Origin of the sequence: Flavobacterium sp. PS2 (genome assembly GCF_046250155.1) — a bacterium.
Lineage (GTDB): Bacteria > Bacteroidota > Bacteroidia > Flavobacteriales > Flavobacteriaceae > Flavobacterium.
Genome location: NZ_CP176426.1, coordinates 3,044,037 through 3,060,770 on the forward strand (window position 1 = coordinate 3,044,037; position 16,734 = coordinate 3,060,770).

18 protein-coding genes and 2 tRNA genes are annotated in these 16,734 nt (G+C 31.6%); 13 read left to right on the plus strand and 7 right to left on the minus strand.

Features of this window, described 5'->3' with window-relative positions:
* Positions 1-226: 226 nt before the first annotated feature.
* Together ACJ6WR_RS13120 and ACJ6WR_RS13125 are read left to right on the plus strand one after the other, a co-directional pair.
* Positions 227-1,168, plus strand: coding sequence for a helix-turn-helix domain-containing protein (locus ACJ6WR_RS13120; RefSeq protein ID WP_409415472.1), 942 nt, complete (start codon positions 227-229; stop codon positions 1,166-1,168).
* A gap of 155 nt (positions 1,169-1,323) precedes the next feature.
* A complete protein-coding gene (locus ACJ6WR_RS13125; protein WP_409415473.1) occupies positions 1,324-2,808 on the plus strand; it encodes a serine hydrolase domain-containing protein in 1,485 nt (494 codons plus the stop codon).
* Between the two features lie 109 nt (positions 2,809-2,917).
* Here the strand turns inward: ACJ6WR_RS13125 and ACJ6WR_RS13130 are convergent, their stop codons facing one another.
* On the minus strand, positions 2,918-3,304 hold the full coding sequence (locus ACJ6WR_RS13130; RefSeq protein WP_039112415.1) for a helix-turn-helix domain-containing protein: 387 nt from the start codon (positions 3,302-3,304) through the stop codon (positions 2,918-2,920).
* 138 nt (positions 3,305-3,442) lie between these two features.
* On the opposite strand from ACJ6WR_RS13130, the gene ACJ6WR_RS13135 reads away from it, so the two are divergent.
* The 9 genes from ACJ6WR_RS13135 (at position 3,443) to ACJ6WR_RS13175 (ending at position 10,353) form a co-directional block, all read left to right on the plus strand.
* Positions 3,443-3,775, plus strand: coding sequence for a hypothetical protein (locus ACJ6WR_RS13135; RefSeq protein WP_409415474.1), 333 nt, complete (start codon positions 3,443-3,445; stop codon positions 3,773-3,775).
* Positions 3,776-3,981: 206 nt separating this feature from the next.
* Positions 3,982-5,430, plus strand: coding sequence for a hypothetical protein (locus ACJ6WR_RS13140; protein ID WP_409415475.1), 1,449 nt, complete (start codon positions 3,982-3,984; stop codon positions 5,428-5,430).
* A gap of 2 nt (positions 5,431-5,432) precedes the next feature.
* The gene (locus ACJ6WR_RS13145; RefSeq protein WP_086893583.1) at positions 5,433-5,906 is read left to right on the plus strand and encodes a hypothetical protein; all 474 of its coding nucleotides are present in this window, start codon (positions 5,433-5,435) and stop codon (positions 5,904-5,906) included.
* Between the two features lie 353 nt (positions 5,907-6,259).
* Positions 6,260-6,649: a hypothetical protein gene (locus ACJ6WR_RS13150; RefSeq protein ID WP_086893584.1), complete on the plus strand. Its 390-nt coding sequence runs from the start codon at positions 6,260-6,262 to the stop codon at positions 6,647-6,649.
* Between the two features lie 266 nt (positions 6,650-6,915).
* Positions 6,916-7,173 carry a hypothetical protein gene (locus ACJ6WR_RS13155; protein ID WP_086893585.1) on the plus strand — a complete coding sequence of 86 codons (258 nt, stop codon included), beginning with the start codon at positions 6,916-6,918 and terminating at the stop codon, positions 7,171-7,173.
* 107 nt (positions 7,174-7,280) lie between these two features.
* Complete coding sequence (locus ACJ6WR_RS13160; RefSeq protein ID WP_086893586.1) at positions 7,281-7,682, plus strand: hypothetical protein; 402 nt, start codon at positions 7,281-7,283, stop codon at positions 7,680-7,682.
* A 601-nt stretch (positions 7,683-8,283) separates the two neighbouring features.
* Positions 8,284-8,892 carry a GNAT family N-acetyltransferase gene (locus ACJ6WR_RS13165; RefSeq protein ID WP_039116954.1) on the plus strand — a complete coding sequence of 203 codons (609 nt, stop codon included), beginning with the start codon at positions 8,284-8,286 and terminating at the stop codon, positions 8,890-8,892.
* A gap of 137 nt (positions 8,893-9,029) precedes the next feature.
* Complete coding sequence (locus ACJ6WR_RS13170; RefSeq protein ID WP_409415476.1) at positions 9,030-9,377, plus strand: transposase; 348 nt, start codon at positions 9,030-9,032, stop codon at positions 9,375-9,377.
* Between the two features lie 22 nt (positions 9,378-9,399).
* A complete protein-coding gene (locus tag ACJ6WR_RS13175; RefSeq protein ID WP_409417930.1) occupies positions 9,400-10,353 on the plus strand; it encodes an ISL3 family transposase in 954 nt (317 codons plus the stop codon).
* 159 nt (positions 10,354-10,512) lie between these two features.
* On the opposite strand, the gene ACJ6WR_RS13180 is transcribed toward ACJ6WR_RS13175, so the two are convergent.
* The 3 genes from ACJ6WR_RS13180 to ACJ6WR_RS13190 all read right to left on the minus strand — a co-directional run bounded on the left by ACJ6WR_RS13180 (position 10,513) and on the right by ACJ6WR_RS13190 (position 12,189).
* Positions 10,513-10,593 (minus strand) — tRNA-Tyr (locus ACJ6WR_RS13180).
* A gap of 80 nt (positions 10,594-10,673) precedes the next feature.
* Positions 10,674-10,748 (minus strand) — tRNA-Val (locus ACJ6WR_RS13185).
* Between the two features lie 202 nt (positions 10,749-10,950).
* Positions 10,951-12,189 carry a bifunctional folylpolyglutamate synthase/dihydrofolate synthase gene (locus ACJ6WR_RS13190; protein ID WP_409415477.1) on the minus strand — a complete coding sequence of 413 codons (1,239 nt, stop codon included), beginning with the start codon at positions 12,187-12,189 and terminating at the stop codon, positions 10,951-10,953.
* A gap of 131 nt (positions 12,190-12,320) precedes the next feature.
* Here ACJ6WR_RS13190 and ACJ6WR_RS13195 point away from each other — a divergent pair, with 131 nt between their 5' ends.
* Together ACJ6WR_RS13195 and ACJ6WR_RS13200 are read left to right on the plus strand one after the other, a co-directional pair.
* Positions 12,321-13,016, plus strand: a complete 696-nt coding sequence (locus ACJ6WR_RS13195; RefSeq protein ID WP_039111796.1) for a MotA/TolQ/ExbB proton channel family protein — start codon at positions 12,321-12,323, stop codon at positions 13,014-13,016.
* Between the two features lie 3 nt (positions 13,017-13,019).
* Positions 13,020-13,415 (plus strand): ExbD/TolR family protein, encoded by a 396-nt coding sequence (locus ACJ6WR_RS13200; RefSeq protein WP_035619731.1) that lies wholly within the window; start codon positions 13,020-13,022, stop codon positions 13,413-13,415.
* 120 nt (positions 13,416-13,535) lie between these two features.
* On the opposite strand, the gene ACJ6WR_RS13205 is transcribed toward ACJ6WR_RS13200, so the two are convergent.
* The 3 genes from ACJ6WR_RS13205 to ACJ6WR_RS13215 all read right to left on the minus strand — a co-directional run bounded on the left by ACJ6WR_RS13205 (position 13,536) and on the right by ACJ6WR_RS13215 (position 16,708).
* Positions 13,536-14,438, minus strand: a complete 903-nt coding sequence (locus ACJ6WR_RS13205) for an energy transducer TonB (protein ID WP_409415478.1) — start codon at positions 14,436-14,438, stop codon at positions 13,536-13,538.
* Between the two features lie 344 nt (positions 14,439-14,782).
* Complete coding sequence (locus ACJ6WR_RS13210; RefSeq protein ID WP_039111794.1) at positions 14,783-16,009, minus strand: Glu/Leu/Phe/Val dehydrogenase dimerization domain-containing protein; 1,227 nt, start codon at positions 16,007-16,009, stop codon at positions 14,783-14,785.
* Between the two features lie 123 nt (positions 16,010-16,132).
* Positions 16,133-16,708: a chalcone isomerase family protein gene (locus ACJ6WR_RS13215; protein ID WP_039111926.1), complete on the minus strand. Its 576-nt coding sequence runs from the start codon at positions 16,706-16,708 to the stop codon at positions 16,133-16,135.
* Between the last annotated feature and the right edge of the window lie 26 nt (positions 16,709-16,734).

Below are 16,734 nucleotides of genomic sequence, written 5' to 3' on the forward strand. Positions count from 1 at the left end.
AATATATATTTAAACCTTAATAATATAAATGGGTAAGATTGATTTATTAATTATTGTAACGATAGTTTCCTTGTTTATTTCATTATTTCTTGCATTTTTTTTGTTTGCAGTTAAGACAAATCATAAGATAAGTAATTATCTTTTTGCTACTTTTTTAATATTATCAGCGATAGATACCAGTCAAACTTTATTTAACTTAATAATTGATAGACCTTCAAATTTTGGAATGTTAAGAAGTTTATTTGTTTTCTTGCAAATTCCTGTTTTTTATCTATATGTGTTATCTGTTTGTTATTCAGATTTTAGGCTTAAGCCTAAACACTTATTGCATACGCTTCCATTTGTAATTGCAAATGCAATTTTGATACCTCGCTTTTATACAGTAGATGTTGCTTCTAAAATTAATTTTATTCAAAATTATAGAAGTATGGTTGAAATACAGTTCAATCATATTCTTATTCATGTTCAGTTAATTGTATATATTATTGCTGTTTTTATGGTTTTAAGAAAAGCAAAAAAACTATATCTCGAAAATTGTGCAGGTACAAGTATTAGTTCCTATAATTGGCTATTTCAGTTTACAGTTGTACTGACTATTTTGTATTCGGTTGCTCTTTTAAAAAACATCTTCAAGTTCTCTGATTATTTCTATATCTCTGACTGGATAAAAAGTGGTCTTCTCGTACTTCACTTATTTGTTGTTTGTTGGTACTTATTTAAAGCATTAAATAATCCTGGTTTATTCAGGAGTATTGATTCAAAATTAAAACTGGTTTCGGATATTGTTTTAGAAGAGAAAAATAATGCACAATTAGCAGTAAGTGAAAAAGAATACAATGAAGATTTATTAAAATTGCAGCAATATATGGCCGAAGAAAAACCGTTCCTAGATCCTTCCTTAACAATTCAGGATGTTTCTAAGGGTATTGCAATTCCTGTTAGGGATCTCTCACTTTTAATTAATCATAAATTAGAGCAGCATTTTTACGATTTCGTTAATACGTATCGCATAGAGAGTGCTATGGGAATTTTAAAAGATGCTACAAAAAGTAAAGTAACGGTTTTGGAAATTCTGTATGATGTAGGTTTTAATTCTAAATCTTCTTTTAATACAGCTTTTAAAAAATATACAGGTTTTACGCCTACAGATTATCGTAAAGCAGTGTAATTTAGTTATTTGTAATTATTCGTACGCGTAGTTTTAATTATTCGTACTTATTTTTAGAAACAAATGTGTCCGACTATTTTTATTCGGTCGCATAGCGTTAATTTCCACCACATCTTTGTATCGAAATAAATTTTTAACCAAAAAATCACGATACAATGAAAACTACTATTTACTTCCTAATTCTTATAGCAACAATTTTAAATTGTCAAATAAGTAACTGTCAAACAAACAAGAAAGTATTATCAAAACAAAAAGATTATAGTTTTCTGACAGATAGTTTGAATATTAATCCGCAACTGGAAAAATATAAACTTGCGGGATTTAGTCTTGTTGTTTTTGAGAACTACGAGATTGTATATACAAATGAATTTGGTGTTAAATCAATAAACTCTCAGGAGAAAATAGATAACAACACCGCTTTTTCTAACGCTTCGATTTCAAAACCAATTACAGCGCTTCTTTGTTTTATACTTGAAGAAAAAGGATTGATTAAGCTAGATGATCCAATAGATGGTTATTTAAAACGCTGGCATTTGCCAAAAAGTAAGTTTACTGAGAATAACAGTCCAACCTGGAGAGAATTTCTTAATCATACGGCTGGTACTACCCAAAGTGGATTTGCAGATTACTATGAAGGTGATACAATCCCAACAATAAAGCAAAGTCTTTTAGGAAAGATTCCGCGATATGATAAAGAAATTGATTTTTTGTTTACGCCTGGGACAGGTTGGTCATATAGTGGTGGCGGTTATGTAATTGTTCAGATGGCATTAGAAGATACTTTTAATAAATCTATAGCGGAACTTGCTGCAACATATATATTCTCTCCTCTTGGATTAAAAAATACTACAATGATACAGCCTGATGAAAAAGGATTCCCTACAAATGTAGCACTCGTTCACGATGAAAATGAAAAGGTTATTAGAACAGGTTTGCCAATCACTCCGCAAGTTGGAGCATCAGGAATGTGGTCTACGCCAACAGATTTGGCTAAACTTGCTATCGAGATGCAAAATGCGTTGCGAAATAAAAACAATAAAGTGATTTCTCATAATGTTGCAAAAAAAGTAACAGAAGTGACTGCTTTAAAAGATGCTGTTGGCGGCTGGAGTTACGGATGGCAAAAGTCTTTTGGTTATAATAACTATGATTGGTTTATATGTAATGGTTCTAATACAGGAGTAGGAGGTAGTGTTTTTGCTACGATGACAGATGGAAACGGTTTTGTATTTCTAACCAATGGCGAAAAAAAGAACCGTTTTCCTGTGATGGGACAAACTCAAAGAAAGCTTCTGACTTTGATGAACTGGAATGGAAAGACATCTAATGAGGAAATTCAGGAAATACCTTCAAGTCTAAAAGAAAAACTAATCGGAACTTATGATGATTTTCTTTATGCTCAGGGAGTGGAAACTAAAATTGTAGAAAAGAATAATCGTCTTTATGTTGAATCTATGCTATTGGATCATTTTAAAGGAAAAAATGATAATGAGTTGGTTTATCTTAAAAATGGATTGTTCAAAATTATAGATTACCCGAACTTATTAAAATTAGATTTCAGTGATGGAAAACTAAGTTCTGTGACCTTAGTAAGAGGTGATATGAACACTAAGGTCGAAAAGATTTATAAAGGAAAGTAGTAATTGATCTGGATTGTGAGAATTTGCAATCTGCACTCGCAATAGATATAGAACAATGACATAAAAAAACTCCATTAGTAATAATGGAGTTTTTGTGGTTTTAAAAGGTTTATTTTCCTTTTAATAATTTCTCTAAATATTCAATCTTTTCTTTTTCAGATTGCAGTAAACGTTCGTATAATTCTAGAATTTTTTCTAATGGATTAATTGAACATAAATAATTATTATTGTTTGAGCTGCTGTCAGTAAATGTATTGTTGATAATATTAAAAACTGTTTCTTCGCTAAATTCTTTTATGCCTTCAGAAGATACATTTAAGGCATTAGAAATTTTTTCTAAAATAACATCTTCTATTGTTTCACTTCCTTCAATATTAGATATAGATTGTTGGCTTACTCCAATTGCAGTAGCCAAAGCCTCTTGTTTCATACCGCGTAGCTCTCTTATTCGGCTAATGTTTCGGCCTATATGTTTTGGTTTTGTTGCTGTGCTCATAGTTCAAAGATATTTAAAATTCTTTTATAAAACTGGTTTTGGTAAAAAACAACTACCACATGGTAAGATACAATTGATAATGGTTCGATACAGTACTAAGTAATCTTTCTTTGCATGTAATAAACAAAAATCAAAATTATGGAAGCGCAAAGAATTGAGAACTCTGAAGACTTTAAACAATTAATCGCTAGATATTTCACGACAATAAAACCTGCAAATGATAAAGCGGATATTTATACTACAGAAATCAGGGTTTCTAGTTACTGTGAGCTTTCATACGTTATTTCTAATATGCTAAAATTATGTGTTCAGGTATTAGACCATGAAGCACTTGGAATCTCAAAGACAGCCAAAGATTCTTCTATCGATATTGCATTAATATTAAAAGTAGTTACGCAGTTGCTTCCTTTGGAGGAAATCGAATTTCTGGATGAGATTAATAAAATGGTTATTACGGATTCGCTGCATTAAACCAAATGTGCTTTAAATTTAATAATGATAAAAACTTACGTTTTTAGATAACATAAAACATATTTGGTTTTTTTTGTAATAAAAAAACTATATATTAGCAATTGAATTACTGTTTTAACAAAATGTTAACCGTCTTAAAATTGCAAGGACTAATAAAGCCTTTTTCTGCCTGCATAAAGTAAAGTGAAAAAGGTAATTTAAATGTTATGAATAATAAATTGCAAAGAATTACACAAGCATTACTATGCTGTTTTCTTCTCATAGTATTCGGCTGTGAAACAGAACAGCTAGTAACTGATGAACAAACACCTCAGACGAAAAGTATTCAATCAGCTAAAACATGGTTTGATAAATATGAATCTAATGGTATTAATTATGAATTATTTCAGAATTTAGAATACAATTGGAATGAAGCAAAGAAGGTAAAATCAGAAGATGGCACAGAGACTATTATTGTACCTATTGTTGAATTAAAAGAAGATAGAGAAGAAATTTGGTCACAGAAATTATATCTTTATAAATTGGGTACAGGAGATTACAAAGTATTATTGTTTGAAATATATCCTGACAAAGATGTTCCTTCAGATAGTCAAACAATTGAGGGAGGAGATTTCAATGGTTACATGGCAGCATGGGATTTAAAAATGGGTTTTGTTAGAGCATCTAGATTTAAAAATAATCAAGTTATTGAAAATGGAATTGTAGCAGTGATTTCCATTGATAAAATGGCAACAAGCAAAGCTCCTGCTATTTCTCCATGTGTTGATGATATGTGTCAAGAAGGTCCTGGAGGTTTAGGTGATGGTAAAGCACCGCCTCCTCGTCCTCCAGTTCAATTAAGGCCTGTTGTTGTAACTGGCCCTAGTACTGGAGCTCCAGTGGTATATACCCCCCGTACTCCTGCGACTGGCGGTGGCGGAACAAGTCCGGGCGGATTTACTTCACCTGGAGGAGGTAGTAGTGGTGGTGGCGTTACAGCCCCAACGCCTGTACAAATTATTGATGCGCTGACTGGAAAAGCAAAATGTATTTATGAAAAATTAAAAAGCTCTAGTAGTGGGTTTGAAAATGCAATTAAAAAATTTGATGGAGAATTTACACTATATGATTTAAAATTAACAATCAATAATAATCTAAGTTTAAATGTATATGGTGAAACTCAACCGCCTGTTAACTATGTTACCGAAATACAAATAAATAACAACTCCTTAAATAATCTATCTGATTTAGGTAAAGCAACAGTATTTGCTCATGAAATAATTCATGCTGAAATTTTCAGAAAAATGCTTATTGCTGCTCAAAAAGGGAGTTTAGATTCGAATAACATGACAGTTCAAGAACAAACAAATTATGTTAATTCATTAAAAAATAATTTCCCAGGTCTTTATGATTACTATTTCAAGAGATATAAACCCACATGGAATCATGAAATGATGGCAAGTCATTATAGAAGTGTAATTGCTGATATTATTCAACAATTTGATAATAAGAGACTACCTAGGTCTACTTATGAGGCTGTTACATGGGTAGGCTTAGGTAAATTGGATACGAATTTAACTACAATTGCTTGGGATAACTTATCAGAAACTGAAAAAGCTGTTATTAACAAGTTAATTAACGATAATTTTTATAACGGACCTTCAAACTGTAATTAATTATGAAAAATATAATCTATATAATACTACTTGTAACTTCATCTATAGTAACAGGACAGACAAAAGAAAGTGACTATTTTAGTTTCTACAAAGGAGGAAATAAGTACTTAAGACCAATTAAATATTTGCTTTTTGATAATGTAAATGGTAATGAAAAAAAAGAGAATGAAAATAAAATCTATTTTTATGTAGGTAATCAGACATTTATTTTTAATTCGAGTAAAGATGAAATAGACACTTGTGCAGTTAATTATTTAAAAAAAATAAAATTAGATTTCCCAGATGATTTACAAAAGGATGCTTATAAATACTACAAAGAAAAAAAACGGGAGGAAGAAAAAAAGATGAACTTAAAGAATCCTATCTTATTTCCTGTGAAGGATTTTAGTACATATTTTAAAATATATATTCTCGAAAAAATCGCAGATAATAAAGTTGTTAAATATGAAGTAAAGCAATCATGTTCAGAGTTTTAAAAACAACTCATTAATAGGTAATAAAAGTAGAACAATTTGAAATGTCAAATATATTTAGGACGAGACACTATGATAAAAGTAATTTAGTATTGCTCGCCAGTAGAGACTTGCGAACCGTTTTTACGCAGGATTTAATGATTTGTAAATAACACAGCCCCGAGAAATCTATTCTTTTAATTTTAAAAAGTTAATAAATTTGTAGTAATAATATTTCTTATGTTCGTTTAAAGAAAAGTCAACTTATTGCTTAAAGCTAACTAAAAAAAAGCTGAAATTGAGAAGCTTTCAAGCAGAATACCACTTTTAAGCAAAGCAGCGCCATGTTCTAACTAACATTATAAAATTATTTAAAGATGAAAATATTAACAATTGTGTTGTTTCTCCTTTTCTTTATTTCTCTAAATGCTCAAGAGAAAACAAAAGATACACTCTATTTTAAGTATGATAATAAGTATATAAATTTGTATACTGAAATCCCAGGTCATTTTTATTTAGATGATAGTAGTGGAGGTAGTAATGGGTCTTTTTTCTTTAAAAAAGGAGAAGTGAAAAGTGATCTAAGTCCTAAAAAGATTTTGTCACTTAAAAAGTTTATACGCTCTTCAGATTTTTATGATAAAAAGAAAAAATTGAATAATGAAAAGATTGCTGTTTTTTTTAGTAATTACGTTGTGTTTTTGGTTAAAAATATTGATAAAAAAGTAGAATATATTCAAGTCGAATCAGGCTTTGAGATAGAATGATAATATTTAACATGAAAGTTATTTTTTTGATATTCCTTACAATTGGGGCTTTATTGTGGATTTTTTCTGCTTTGTAGAATATAACTTTAATTTTTGTATTTCTAATACATTTTATATTGTAAGTTATTTTTACCCAGCCATACTAGTTTTAGCTAGTTGGTACATTTTTTTATTCTATAGAATTTATAAAGAGAAAAAATAGAAAGAAATAACTTTGTCAAAATTTTAGGTTTTGTCAAAATCCTGATGCTACTGATTTATAATCCGTGCCCACAACAGTAAAGTATTTTAAAACAACATACGAAACTTGTGGAAATCAACACAATACTATTGCTTTAATGTATCTAAATAGCATGAGAGAAGCTTTAAAAGAATTTCATAAAAATGTGTTTACTGATGACTATAATAAATACATTAATTATTATGGAGAGGTACCAAGTGATGTTTTTTATGAGGCGTTGGCTTGGGGAGGTTTAAGGGATAATAACGTAAAAGCTTGCCAGCAGAGTTTCACTTTTAAGTAAATTAGTTCCTTGTCCATAACAAAACAATTAAAGAAGGTTGTGGATTTAGGAAAATGTATTGGAATCTCAATATAATTTAAGTTATTGCCTTATAAAATTACTCAACTATGAAAAAATATATTTCACTTTTTATATTAATACTTTTTTCTATTTCTGGTCTAAAAGCAGAGGAAAGGAAAAAAGACACTCTTTTTTTAAAATTAGATGGTAAGTATGTTTATGAGTCCAAATATGATCCAAAGGAATATATTATTAAGGATAATAGTGATATAAAGAATGGTGCAATTTATTTTAAAGAATTTAAAATTATAAATAATATTAAACCTAAGAAAATTGTTTGCTTTAAAGAATTTGCTCAATCTTCAAAATTGTATAATGAGAATGATAAAAAAAGACTGAGCGAACTTAAAGTTATGAATTTGTTTGATAGTTACACCGTAATCCTTGTAAACAAAAAAAATAAAAAAGAAGAATATATCCAAGTAGGACCTGTTTATGTAACAGAATAAAACATCTTTTGTAATTAATGAATAATTTTTATTTATTTACAGAAGTAACTATTTTTAATTCAACACCTATAAAAAAGTAGCATCGCTGTGATGCTACTTTTTTGGTTTAAAGTTATTTTGATTCAAAATCCGATTGCACGCTTTTACAATCCTGATAGAGCGGATTTACAATCGGTGTCCACGCAGTAAATTACTAGTAAAAAAAATAAGATATAAAAAAAACTCCATTATTTCTATTGGAGCATCTTGGTGGTTGTTCTGAACCTAGTTCTGAACCATTTCTTGTAGGGTTTGAAGAATCTGTGAAGGATGCAGCTCCAAGAAATCTATTCTTTTTAATTTGAAAAACTTATAGTAATTAAATAATGTATTATTAAACAAAACGCTGATAGTTTAACTTGGAACTGTACTATTCTGGTCTACTTAATAATAGCTAAACTGGATCACAATTATAATTATTAAGATGGTTAACTTCGTGGTTTTTCAAAATATCCTTAATTATTTACATCAGGAAAAGCCAAATTATTTTGTGGCTGGTATAAATGAGTTGGTGGTAATGCTAAAAAATAACTAAAGACAACCAAAAAAACATAAAATTTAAATGAACGAAATAAAATTTGACTACAAAGCGGACTATATTTTAGAAGACGAAACGGTACTTTTGAGACCTTTGAAAGCAGACGATTTTAAATATCTTTTAGACTTTTCAATTAACGAACCCGAAATTTGGGAGTTTAACATGGGCGGTGCAAACGGAGAAGAAAATTTATTGAAATATATCGATAATGCTATCAGTCAAAGAGAAAAGGAAAAAGAATATCCATTCATTATTTTTGATAAAAGAACCAATGAATATGTTGGGAGTACGAGATTTTACAATATTGTCTTGGAAATGAACACTATTGAAATTGGTTATACTTGGTATGGAAAAAAATATCAAGGAACAGGAATAAACAAAAATTGCAAATACTTAATGTTCGACTTTGTATTTGATAAATTAGGAATTGTAAGGATTGGGCTTGGAGCAAACAGTAAAAACATACGAAGTATAAATGCGATGAAAGGTGTTGGTTGTACAGAAGAGGGAATATTAAGAAGCCGTAGTTTTGATCAAAAGGGAAACAGAATTGATGCAATAATTTTGAGTATTTTGAGAAACGAATGGGACGAAATATGGAAGGCAAGACTTAAAGAGAAAACTGTAAAATAATAAAAGGAAAAACAGCAAAGAAAAAATTGACTTTATGTCTTTGTTCTCCCGATAGCGGGGATTTGTAATGGATCAAGAACAAAACCTGGGGAGGAATGTCAAAATAAAATAAGAACTTTGTAATCTAAGAATTTGAGATGACTCCTATAGACCTTTTAAAATTTATGCTGCCTGATTTTTTAGTAGAACACTTTGAAATAATTTCTAGCACTAACACAGAAGAAGTACTACACCTTTATTTCGAAGAGAGCGCTAAGCCTCCACAAGAGTTTGATATGTTTGAATTAGTATCAAAGGGTTTTCAAGATGAGATTACCATTCAGGATTTTCCATTAAGAGGCAAATTTGTGTATTTACATATCAAAAGACGCCGCTGGACCAATAAAACCAATAGTCAAATTATAAAAAGAGATTGGGCATTAGTAGCCAAAGGAACTCGCATGACGCAGGAGTTTGCGGCTTTTTTAAAAGAAATTAATAGATAATAACGCTACCGACTGTCATACCATTGGAGGTTTTTTCGGAGTCAATGGAAAAAAACTTCAAAGACAATATAAAAAACATCTAAGCTTTTTTAGTACATGGGCTCCGCGCGAACATGCGCACCAGTGGATTGTTTACCCCGAAAATATAGGTACTCATTTATCCATTGATGAAGTAGCTTTATCTCAGGGTGAACTCTATACAATTGTGATCAACAAGAAATTCAAAGGCAAAAAAGGCTGTTTAGTGGCTATTATTGCAGGAACCAAAGCTGATCAGGTCATAGAACACCTCTGTAAAATTGATTACAAAAAGAGATCTTGTGTAAAAGAAATAACACTTGATATGGCTAATTCCATGAAATTAATATCAAAGAGAGCCTTTCCAAAAGCCATACAAGTAACCGATAGGTTCCATGTTCAAAAATTGGCATTGGAAGCATTACAAGAAATCAGAATCAAACATCGATGGGAAGCTATGGATTTTGAAAATCAATTGATATTACAGGCAAAAAAAGAAAATAAAACATATATCTCACAGCTTTTATCAAACGGAGATTCTGTAAAACAGCTATTAGCCAGAAGCAGATATCTACTTTATAAATCTCGAGAAAAATGGACTACTAGTCAAAAAGAAAGAGCTCAAATGCTCTTTGAGCTATATCCAGATATAAAAACAGCCTATAATTTAAATCAACAACTTCGAGGGATTTACAATAATCACAACGATAAACATATTGCTATGACCAAACTAGCACATTGGTATAGAAATGTAGAGGAATCAGGTTTTAAAAACTTCAATATTCTGCTCAATACTATAACTTTTAACTACCAATCAATCTTAAACTATTTTGATAATAGAAGTACCAATGCTTCTGCCGAATCTTTTAATGCAAAAATAAAAGCATTTAGAAGCCAATTTAGAGGTGTAAGAAATATTGATTTCTTCTTGTTCAGATTATCTAATCTTTTTGCTTAATCCCCAACTTTTGAACATGATCCTTTGTAATCTGTGCCCGCAATAGTAAAGTGCTTTAAAACAAAAAACCTGTGAATCTTTCGATTTACAGGTTTTTTTAATGTTTCGGGTTTTGAAAAGATTGATAAAGTTGCCTTTTTCACTTCTTTTCCCCTTTTGTGGGGAGAGCAGGATTCGAACCTGCGAAGTTTACACAGCAGATTTACAGTCTGCCCTCGTTGGCCGCTTGAGTATCTCCCCGAACCCGATAGTGTGGATTTGAAATCCGTGACACTCGGTAAGCTATAAAAAAACTCCATTATTTCTAATGGAGTTCTTTGTGGGCGATGAGGGGTTCGAACCCCCGACCCCCTCGGTGTAAACGAGGTGCTCTGAACCAGCTGAGCTAATCGCCCTATTTTACTAGGTTGCTATCGTTATGTGATTGCGAGTGCAAATATAAGACTGTTTTCTGCATTACCAAAACTTTTTTAAATAAAATATAATAATAATTTGCAGTTAGTTTTTATGCGATTGATATTTAGTTATTTGAATATGTAGTTTTTTTGAGTGAATTTATTTTTGTAGCTTTTTTACTAGGTTTGTAAAAGAGCCTTGTTATTGTTTCTCTTTATCTAAAGGCAATTCGGCTACTACAAATGTGCTTCCTCCCACAAAAATAAAGTCATTTTTGGTCGCATTTTCTTTTGCAGTCGTAAAAGCATCCGAAACAGAGTCGTAAGTTTTACCTATTAAATCATATTTTTTAGCATTTTCCTGTAAAATAGAAGTGCTTAAACCACGAGATGAGTTAGGACTACAGAAATAGTATTGTGCCTTTTTAGGAAATAGTGGTAAAACAGAATCTAAATCTTTATCATTTACGACTCCCAATACAATATGTAAGTTCTCGTAAGTTTCATTCTGGATTTGGTTCATTACTATAGCCAGGCCATTTTTGTTATGAGCCGTATCGCATATAATTTTAGGATTTTCGCCAAGCTGTTGCCATCTTCCTTGTAAACCTGTATTTGTAACGACGTTTAATAATCCAGTTTTAAGATTTTCGTTGGATATTTTAAATTCATTTTGAGTATTCAGGATATGTATGGTTTCCTGAACAGTCTTTTTATTATGTTGCTGATAATCTCCAATTAAATCAGAAGGGTAAACTTCGGTAATAATATCAGAAGCAAAATATATTTCAGACTGAGTCTCTTTTGCTTTAGCTAAAAAAACAGGTTTTGTTTCTGGAGTATATTCTCCAATTACAACTGGTACATTTTGTTTTATAATCCCCGCTTTTTCGCCTGCAATTGCTGCTGGGGTAGTTCCCAGAAACTGCGTATGATCTAAGTCTATATTGGTAATAACAGAAACCAATGGAGTAATGACATTGGTTGCGTCTAGTCTTCCGCCTAAGCCTACTTCTATAATAGCGATATCTACTTTTGCTGTAGCAAAATAATCAAATGCTAAACCAACAGACATTTCGAAAAAACTCATATCATTAGATTCAAAAAAATCTTTGTGTTTACTTATAAATTCGCAAACAAAATCTTCTGAAATTTCTTTACCGTTAATTTTAATACGCTCGCGAAAGTCTTTTAAATGTGGTGATGTATAAAGTCCTACTTTATATCCAGCTTCTTGTAATACCGAAGCGAGCATGTGAGAGGTGGATCCTTTTCCGTTTGTTCCTGCCACATGAATACATTTTAATGAATTTTGTGGATTGTTTAAATGGTCAACCAAATGTAATGTATTGGTTAAGTCTTTTTTATATGCCGAAGCCCCTTGTAGTTGGTACATTGGGAGTTGGTTGAACATCCATTCGGTAGTTTCTTGATAGTTCATTTTTTTCGAGTAAAATAGTTGTTGATTGAAATATTTTTCGTTTTTTTTAGTTTAATATAACAGCGAAAAGTATCTTTATTGCAAAATTGGAATATTTTTTAGAATTAATTATCAAATACAAGAATTAATATATGTTTAGCTTCATTCAATTACAAGCGGATACTATTGCAAATGCCGCATCTAACGTAGTTATCGAAAAAATTGCACCAAATACAGAGATTTCTGTTTTAGGATTTATTTTAAAAGGAGGATTTTTCCTGATTCCAATTGCCATCTTATTGTTCTATACTTTTTACGTTATTATCGAGCGTTATTTATACATAAGCAAAGCTTCAAAAATTGACCCTAGATTAATGATGGATGTGGGGGTTAATCTTAATTCAGGTAATCTGGATATGGCAAGAAGTATTGTAGAAAGAAATGAAACTGCTGCAGGAAAGATTCTTAAAGAAGGTGTTCTGGTTATAGGAAGACCAATAGCTGAAATCGAATCGAATATGGATCGTGCTGCCGATATTGAAATAGGAGAGATGGAAAGACGTCTTGGTCATTTAGGACTTATTGCAGGTATTGCACCTACATTAGGTTTTATTGGTACTATTTCGGGAGTTATTAAGATCTTTTATAGTATCTCGGTTACAGAGAATATTAGTATTGGTAATATTTCGGGAGGTTTATATGAGAAAATGATTAGTAGTGGTTCAGGTTTAATTGTTGGTATTATCGCATATAGCGCGTACCACCTTTTGAATGGAAAAATTGATGATTTTGCCTTAAAAATTCAGAAACAAATACTTGAATTTGTAAACATAATTCAAAGATCATAAGATATGTCTATTAAAAGAAAAAGAAGATTTCATGCCGAGGTGGCAACTTCATCGCTAAGTGACATTATGTTTTTCTTGCTGTTGTTTTTCTTGATTATATCTACATTGGCAAATCCTAATGTTATTAAAATGACATTGCCTAAAGCTAAAGCAAATGAAAAAACAAACAAACAATTTATAAGCTTATCGGTTACAGAAGATAAAAAATTCTACATCGATAAACAGCCAGTAGATTTTGAAGAGTTAGAAACTACATTAATGTCTAAATTAGGTACCGATAAAGAACAAACGGTAATCGTAAGGATTCCGTTTAATCTACAAGTACAAGATTTGGTAGATGTGCTACAAATAGGGGTTAAAAACAATCTTAAGTTTGTTATAGCAACAAGTCCTAAATAACACAATCCTGTGTCTTTGCGAGGAACGAAGCAATCACATCTTGTATTGTCAAGATGATGAATAAAACTAAAAAAGGCTTTCTGAATATCAGAAAGCCTTTTTTATTGTTCTTATGTTTTTTTAATTCAAATTGAAATTATAAATAATCTTACCAACTTGTTTTTCGGGAGCATCACTACTAGCGTCCCATTTGGTATTCATGGCAGCTATTTTGGCTTGATCCAATAAACATTTCGCTGTGTTTGTAGTTCCTTTAATTCCTGCAATAGCACTTATGGTTCTTCCGTTTCTATCTACAGAAACTTCTACAACGACTCTTCCTGTTTCATTACAAGTATAATTTGGAGCTGGTTTAGATAATGCTTTTCTGTTTCCAAGAGAATAACCTGAACCACCACCAGAACCACTTCCTGATCCTCCGCCACTTCCAGAACCATATCCGCTACCTGTTCCTATGCCGGTACCAGTTCCGTTTCCTCCGCCAGTTCCACCTCCAGAACCTCCAGTTCCGTAATAACCATTAGAGCTTAAGTTTCCGTTTAATTTTCCTTTGTTTCCTGCAACTTTATCATCGCCATCACCACCTTTGTTAGAACCTTTTAAAATGCTCGATAAAGCATCATTAGTCGTATTCGAAACTTTAGGTTTTACAACGACAGGTTTTGGGTCAGGTTTTGTAACAGTTATCGGTTTTTTAGTTTTTTCTTTCTGCGGAATAACAACACTTTCTTCTGTAGAATTTTCTTGTGATAATGTAGCTTCTTCAGGAGTCGATTTTACAGGCGTTTGTTTTGCATGATTTTTAACTTCCAGAACTTCACTTTTGTAATTTGCACCAGAGCCTAAATCGCTATCACCAAAGTTTACGGTAACGCCACCACCTCCGCCACCTCCAGCGAGTTCAGTAATACCATTTGCTGGTGGCCAAAAACGAATGAAGAACAACAATAATAGTATTGTTGCATATATAAGGGTAGAGAGTAGTAATGATTTCTTTTTGTCTGAAGAAATGGGTGAACTCATTTTTATGCTGAATTTTTATAAGTGTATTAGTAAAACGTATAAAATTACTGAAAATTGTTTACAATCAAAGAGGGTAAGGGATTTAACCGTAAAGTTTTTAAATCTGTAGTTGGTGATTTAACCGCAAAAGGCGCAAAGTTTTATAAATCTTTTTAATCTTTTAAATCTGTGGCATAAAAAATTAACCGCAAAGTGCGCTAAGGTTTATGCAAAGTACGCAAAGTTTTCCCTCAGAAAGACAAGTTTGTGGTTAAATCTGTGGCTAACCTTTTTTATAAACAAAAAAAACGAACCGAATCAGATTAAATCGATTTGGTTCGTTTTAAAATATGGTATAAAATAATTTATACTAATTGTTTCAGTGCAATTTCAAAAGCTGTTGCGCTGATATTTGTTTTTGATGCACTTAAAGCATGTGCTTTTTGTATCGCATTTTTTATAGTGTCTGAAGTGTCATTAAAAATAGCCTCATCGGTCATTTGTACTTTCTTTTCCATGAAATAAGCAAAAACACGAGCCATTCCGCAGTTAGAAATAAAGTCAGGAATTAAACTCACTTTGCTGTCTACTTGTTCCATGATAGAACCAAAGAAAATTTCTTTATCTGCAAAAGGTACATTTGCACCACAAGAAATAACTTCAAGACCGTTAGCAATTAATGCATCGATTTGATTTTGAGTAACCAATCTAGATGCTGCGCATGGAGTAAAAATTTCGGCTCCAATTGTCCATATCTTTTCGTTAATCTCTTCAAACGGAATCATGTTTTGAGCAACAAGTTTGTTACCATCTTTTGCTAAAAATAATGCTTTGATTTCTTCAAAAGAAAAACCTTCTTCGTTTATCAATCCACCATCTCTGTCGATGATTCCAATTACTTTGGCTCCCATATCTGCTAAGTAAAAAGCAGCTGCAGAACCCACATTTCCAAAACCTTGTACGATTGCTTTCTTACCTTTTACATCGCCACCATAAGTAGTATAAAAATGACGAACAGCTTCAGCAACACCAAAACCTGTAATCATATCGGCTACAGTATATTTTCTGGTTACATCTGGAGAGAACTTTGGGTTTTCGATTACCTTAATAACACCTTGACGTAATTGTCCAATTCGGTTAATTTTATCAGCTTCGGTAGGTTTAAAGTGTCCGTTAAAAACTCCTTCTTGTGGATGCCAAACACCGCATTCTTCGGTCATTGGAATTACTTCGTGAATTTCATCAACGTTTAAATCCCCACCAGTTCCGTAATAACTTTTTAGTAATGGAGAAACTGCTTTGTACCAACGTTGTAAAACACCTTTCTTTCTTGGGTCATTTGGATCAAAATTAATACCAGATTTAGCCCCACCAATCGCAGGTCCAGAAACTGAAAATTTTACTTCCATTGTTTTTGCCAATGATAAAACTTCGTTCATATCCAAACCTTTTCGCATACGAGTACCACCACCGGCAGCCCCACCTCGAAGAGAATTAATTACTGTCCATCCTTCGGCTTCAGTTTCAGAATCTTTCCAATTGAATACGATTTCAGGTTCTTTATTTTCGAATTTCTTTAATAAATCTTTCATTTTCTGCGATATGTTTAATTTTCACAAATATAAAAAAATGGATAATGCGAAATGTGTATTTAGTAAAATATTTCGGATGCCTTATTTTATGCTAATTTTTTAACTAAAAACCTTCAGAAATAATTATTTGCCTAATAATTGATCTTTTAGTTTTTGGTCAGCAGGCTTCTTGGATAACCAGATTCCGAAGAGTGCTTTTTTGAATTCAAATCCGGGAATTTTACCCTTTAACTGATTGTTTTTGTAGATCCAAACAGAGGCGTCAGAAGGAGAGTATACAAGTTTAAAAGTATTTCTTTTACTTATTTCACCCATAAAGTAGCTTTTGAATTCTTCTATTTTAGGTCGCAATGTTTCTATGTTGCCTGGGTATGTCTTTTTGAAATTATCATCTATAGCTTTTAATAATTTTGGTGTAGATACTGTTGAAGAAGTAACTTCAATACGCATTGCCATTGCGCTATCACTATCAAGAATATATTTCGAATCTTGGCTTAATTGTGATAAGTATAATGCTTGCAGATATGTTCCTGGCCACATTGTCGATTTTCCACCACCGCCATTTAACGATAAAGCTTTACTTTGAAATTGGATTGTTCTCGGAATTGTAACACCATCTATAGTAAAGGTTTTTTGTGCTGTTACGGTTGAGATTTGAAAAGTAAGAATTAATGTAAATAAAAGTAATAAATTTTTCATTGTATGGTATTTTATGATTTTTGCTA

What these genes read in the sequence shown, in the direction of transcription:
- ACJ6WR_RS13200 (WP_035619731.1), top strand. Translation starts at nt 13,020, where the DNA reads ATGTCTATTAAAAGAAAAAGAAGATTTCATGCCGAGGTGGCAACTTCA.
- ACJ6WR_RS13125 (WP_409415473.1), top strand. Translation starts at nt 1,324, where the DNA reads ATGAAAACTACTATTTACTTCCTAATTCTTATAGCAACAATTTTAAAT.
- ACJ6WR_RS13145 (WP_086893583.1), top strand. Translation starts at nt 5,433, where the DNA reads ATGAAAAATATAATCTATATAATACTACTTGTAACTTCATCTATAGTA.
- ACJ6WR_RS13215 (WP_039111926.1), bottom strand. Translation starts at nt 16,708, where the DNA reads ATGAAAAATTTATTACTTTTATTTACATTAATTCTTACTTTTCAAATC.
- ACJ6WR_RS13140 (WP_409415475.1), top strand. Translation starts at nt 3,982, where the DNA reads ATGAATAATAAATTGCAAAGAATTACACAAGCATTACTATGCTGTTTT.
- ACJ6WR_RS13130 (WP_039112415.1), bottom strand. Translation starts at nt 3,304, where the DNA reads ATGAGCACAGCAACAAAACCAAAACATATAGGCCGAAACATTAGCCGA.
- ACJ6WR_RS13120 (WP_409415472.1), top strand. Translation starts at nt 227, where the DNA reads ATGTTAAGAAGTTTATTTGTTTTCTTGCAAATTCCTGTTTTTTATCTA.
- ACJ6WR_RS13160 (WP_086893586.1), top strand. Translation starts at nt 7,281, where the DNA reads ATGAAAAAATATATTTCACTTTTTATATTAATACTTTTTTCTATTTCT.
- ACJ6WR_RS13190 (WP_409415477.1), bottom strand. Translation starts at nt 12,189, where the DNA reads ATGAACTATCAAGAAACTACCGAATGGATGTTCAACCAACTCCCAATG.
- ACJ6WR_RS13135 (WP_409415474.1), top strand. Translation starts at nt 3,443, where the DNA reads ATGGAAGCGCAAAGAATTGAGAACTCTGAAGACTTTAAACAATTAATC.
- ACJ6WR_RS13150 (WP_086893584.1), top strand. Translation starts at nt 6,260, where the DNA reads ATGAAAATATTAACAATTGTGTTGTTTCTCCTTTTCTTTATTTCTCTA.
- ACJ6WR_RS13165 (WP_039116954.1), top strand. Translation starts at nt 8,284, where the DNA reads ATGAACGAAATAAAATTTGACTACAAAGCGGACTATATTTTAGAAGAC.
- ACJ6WR_RS13205 (WP_409415478.1), bottom strand. Translation starts at nt 14,438, where the DNA reads ATGAGTTCACCCATTTCTTCAGACAAAAAGAAATCATTACTACTCTCT.
- ACJ6WR_RS13210 (WP_039111794.1), bottom strand. Translation starts at nt 16,009, where the DNA reads ATGAAAGATTTATTAAAGAAATTCGAAAATAAAGAACCTGAAATCGTA.
- ACJ6WR_RS13195 (WP_039111796.1), top strand. Translation starts at nt 12,321, where the DNA reads ATGTTTAGCTTCATTCAATTACAAGCGGATACTATTGCAAATGCCGCA.
- ACJ6WR_RS13170 (WP_409415476.1), top strand. Translation starts at nt 9,030, where the DNA reads ATGACTCCTATAGACCTTTTAAAATTTATGCTGCCTGATTTTTTAGTA.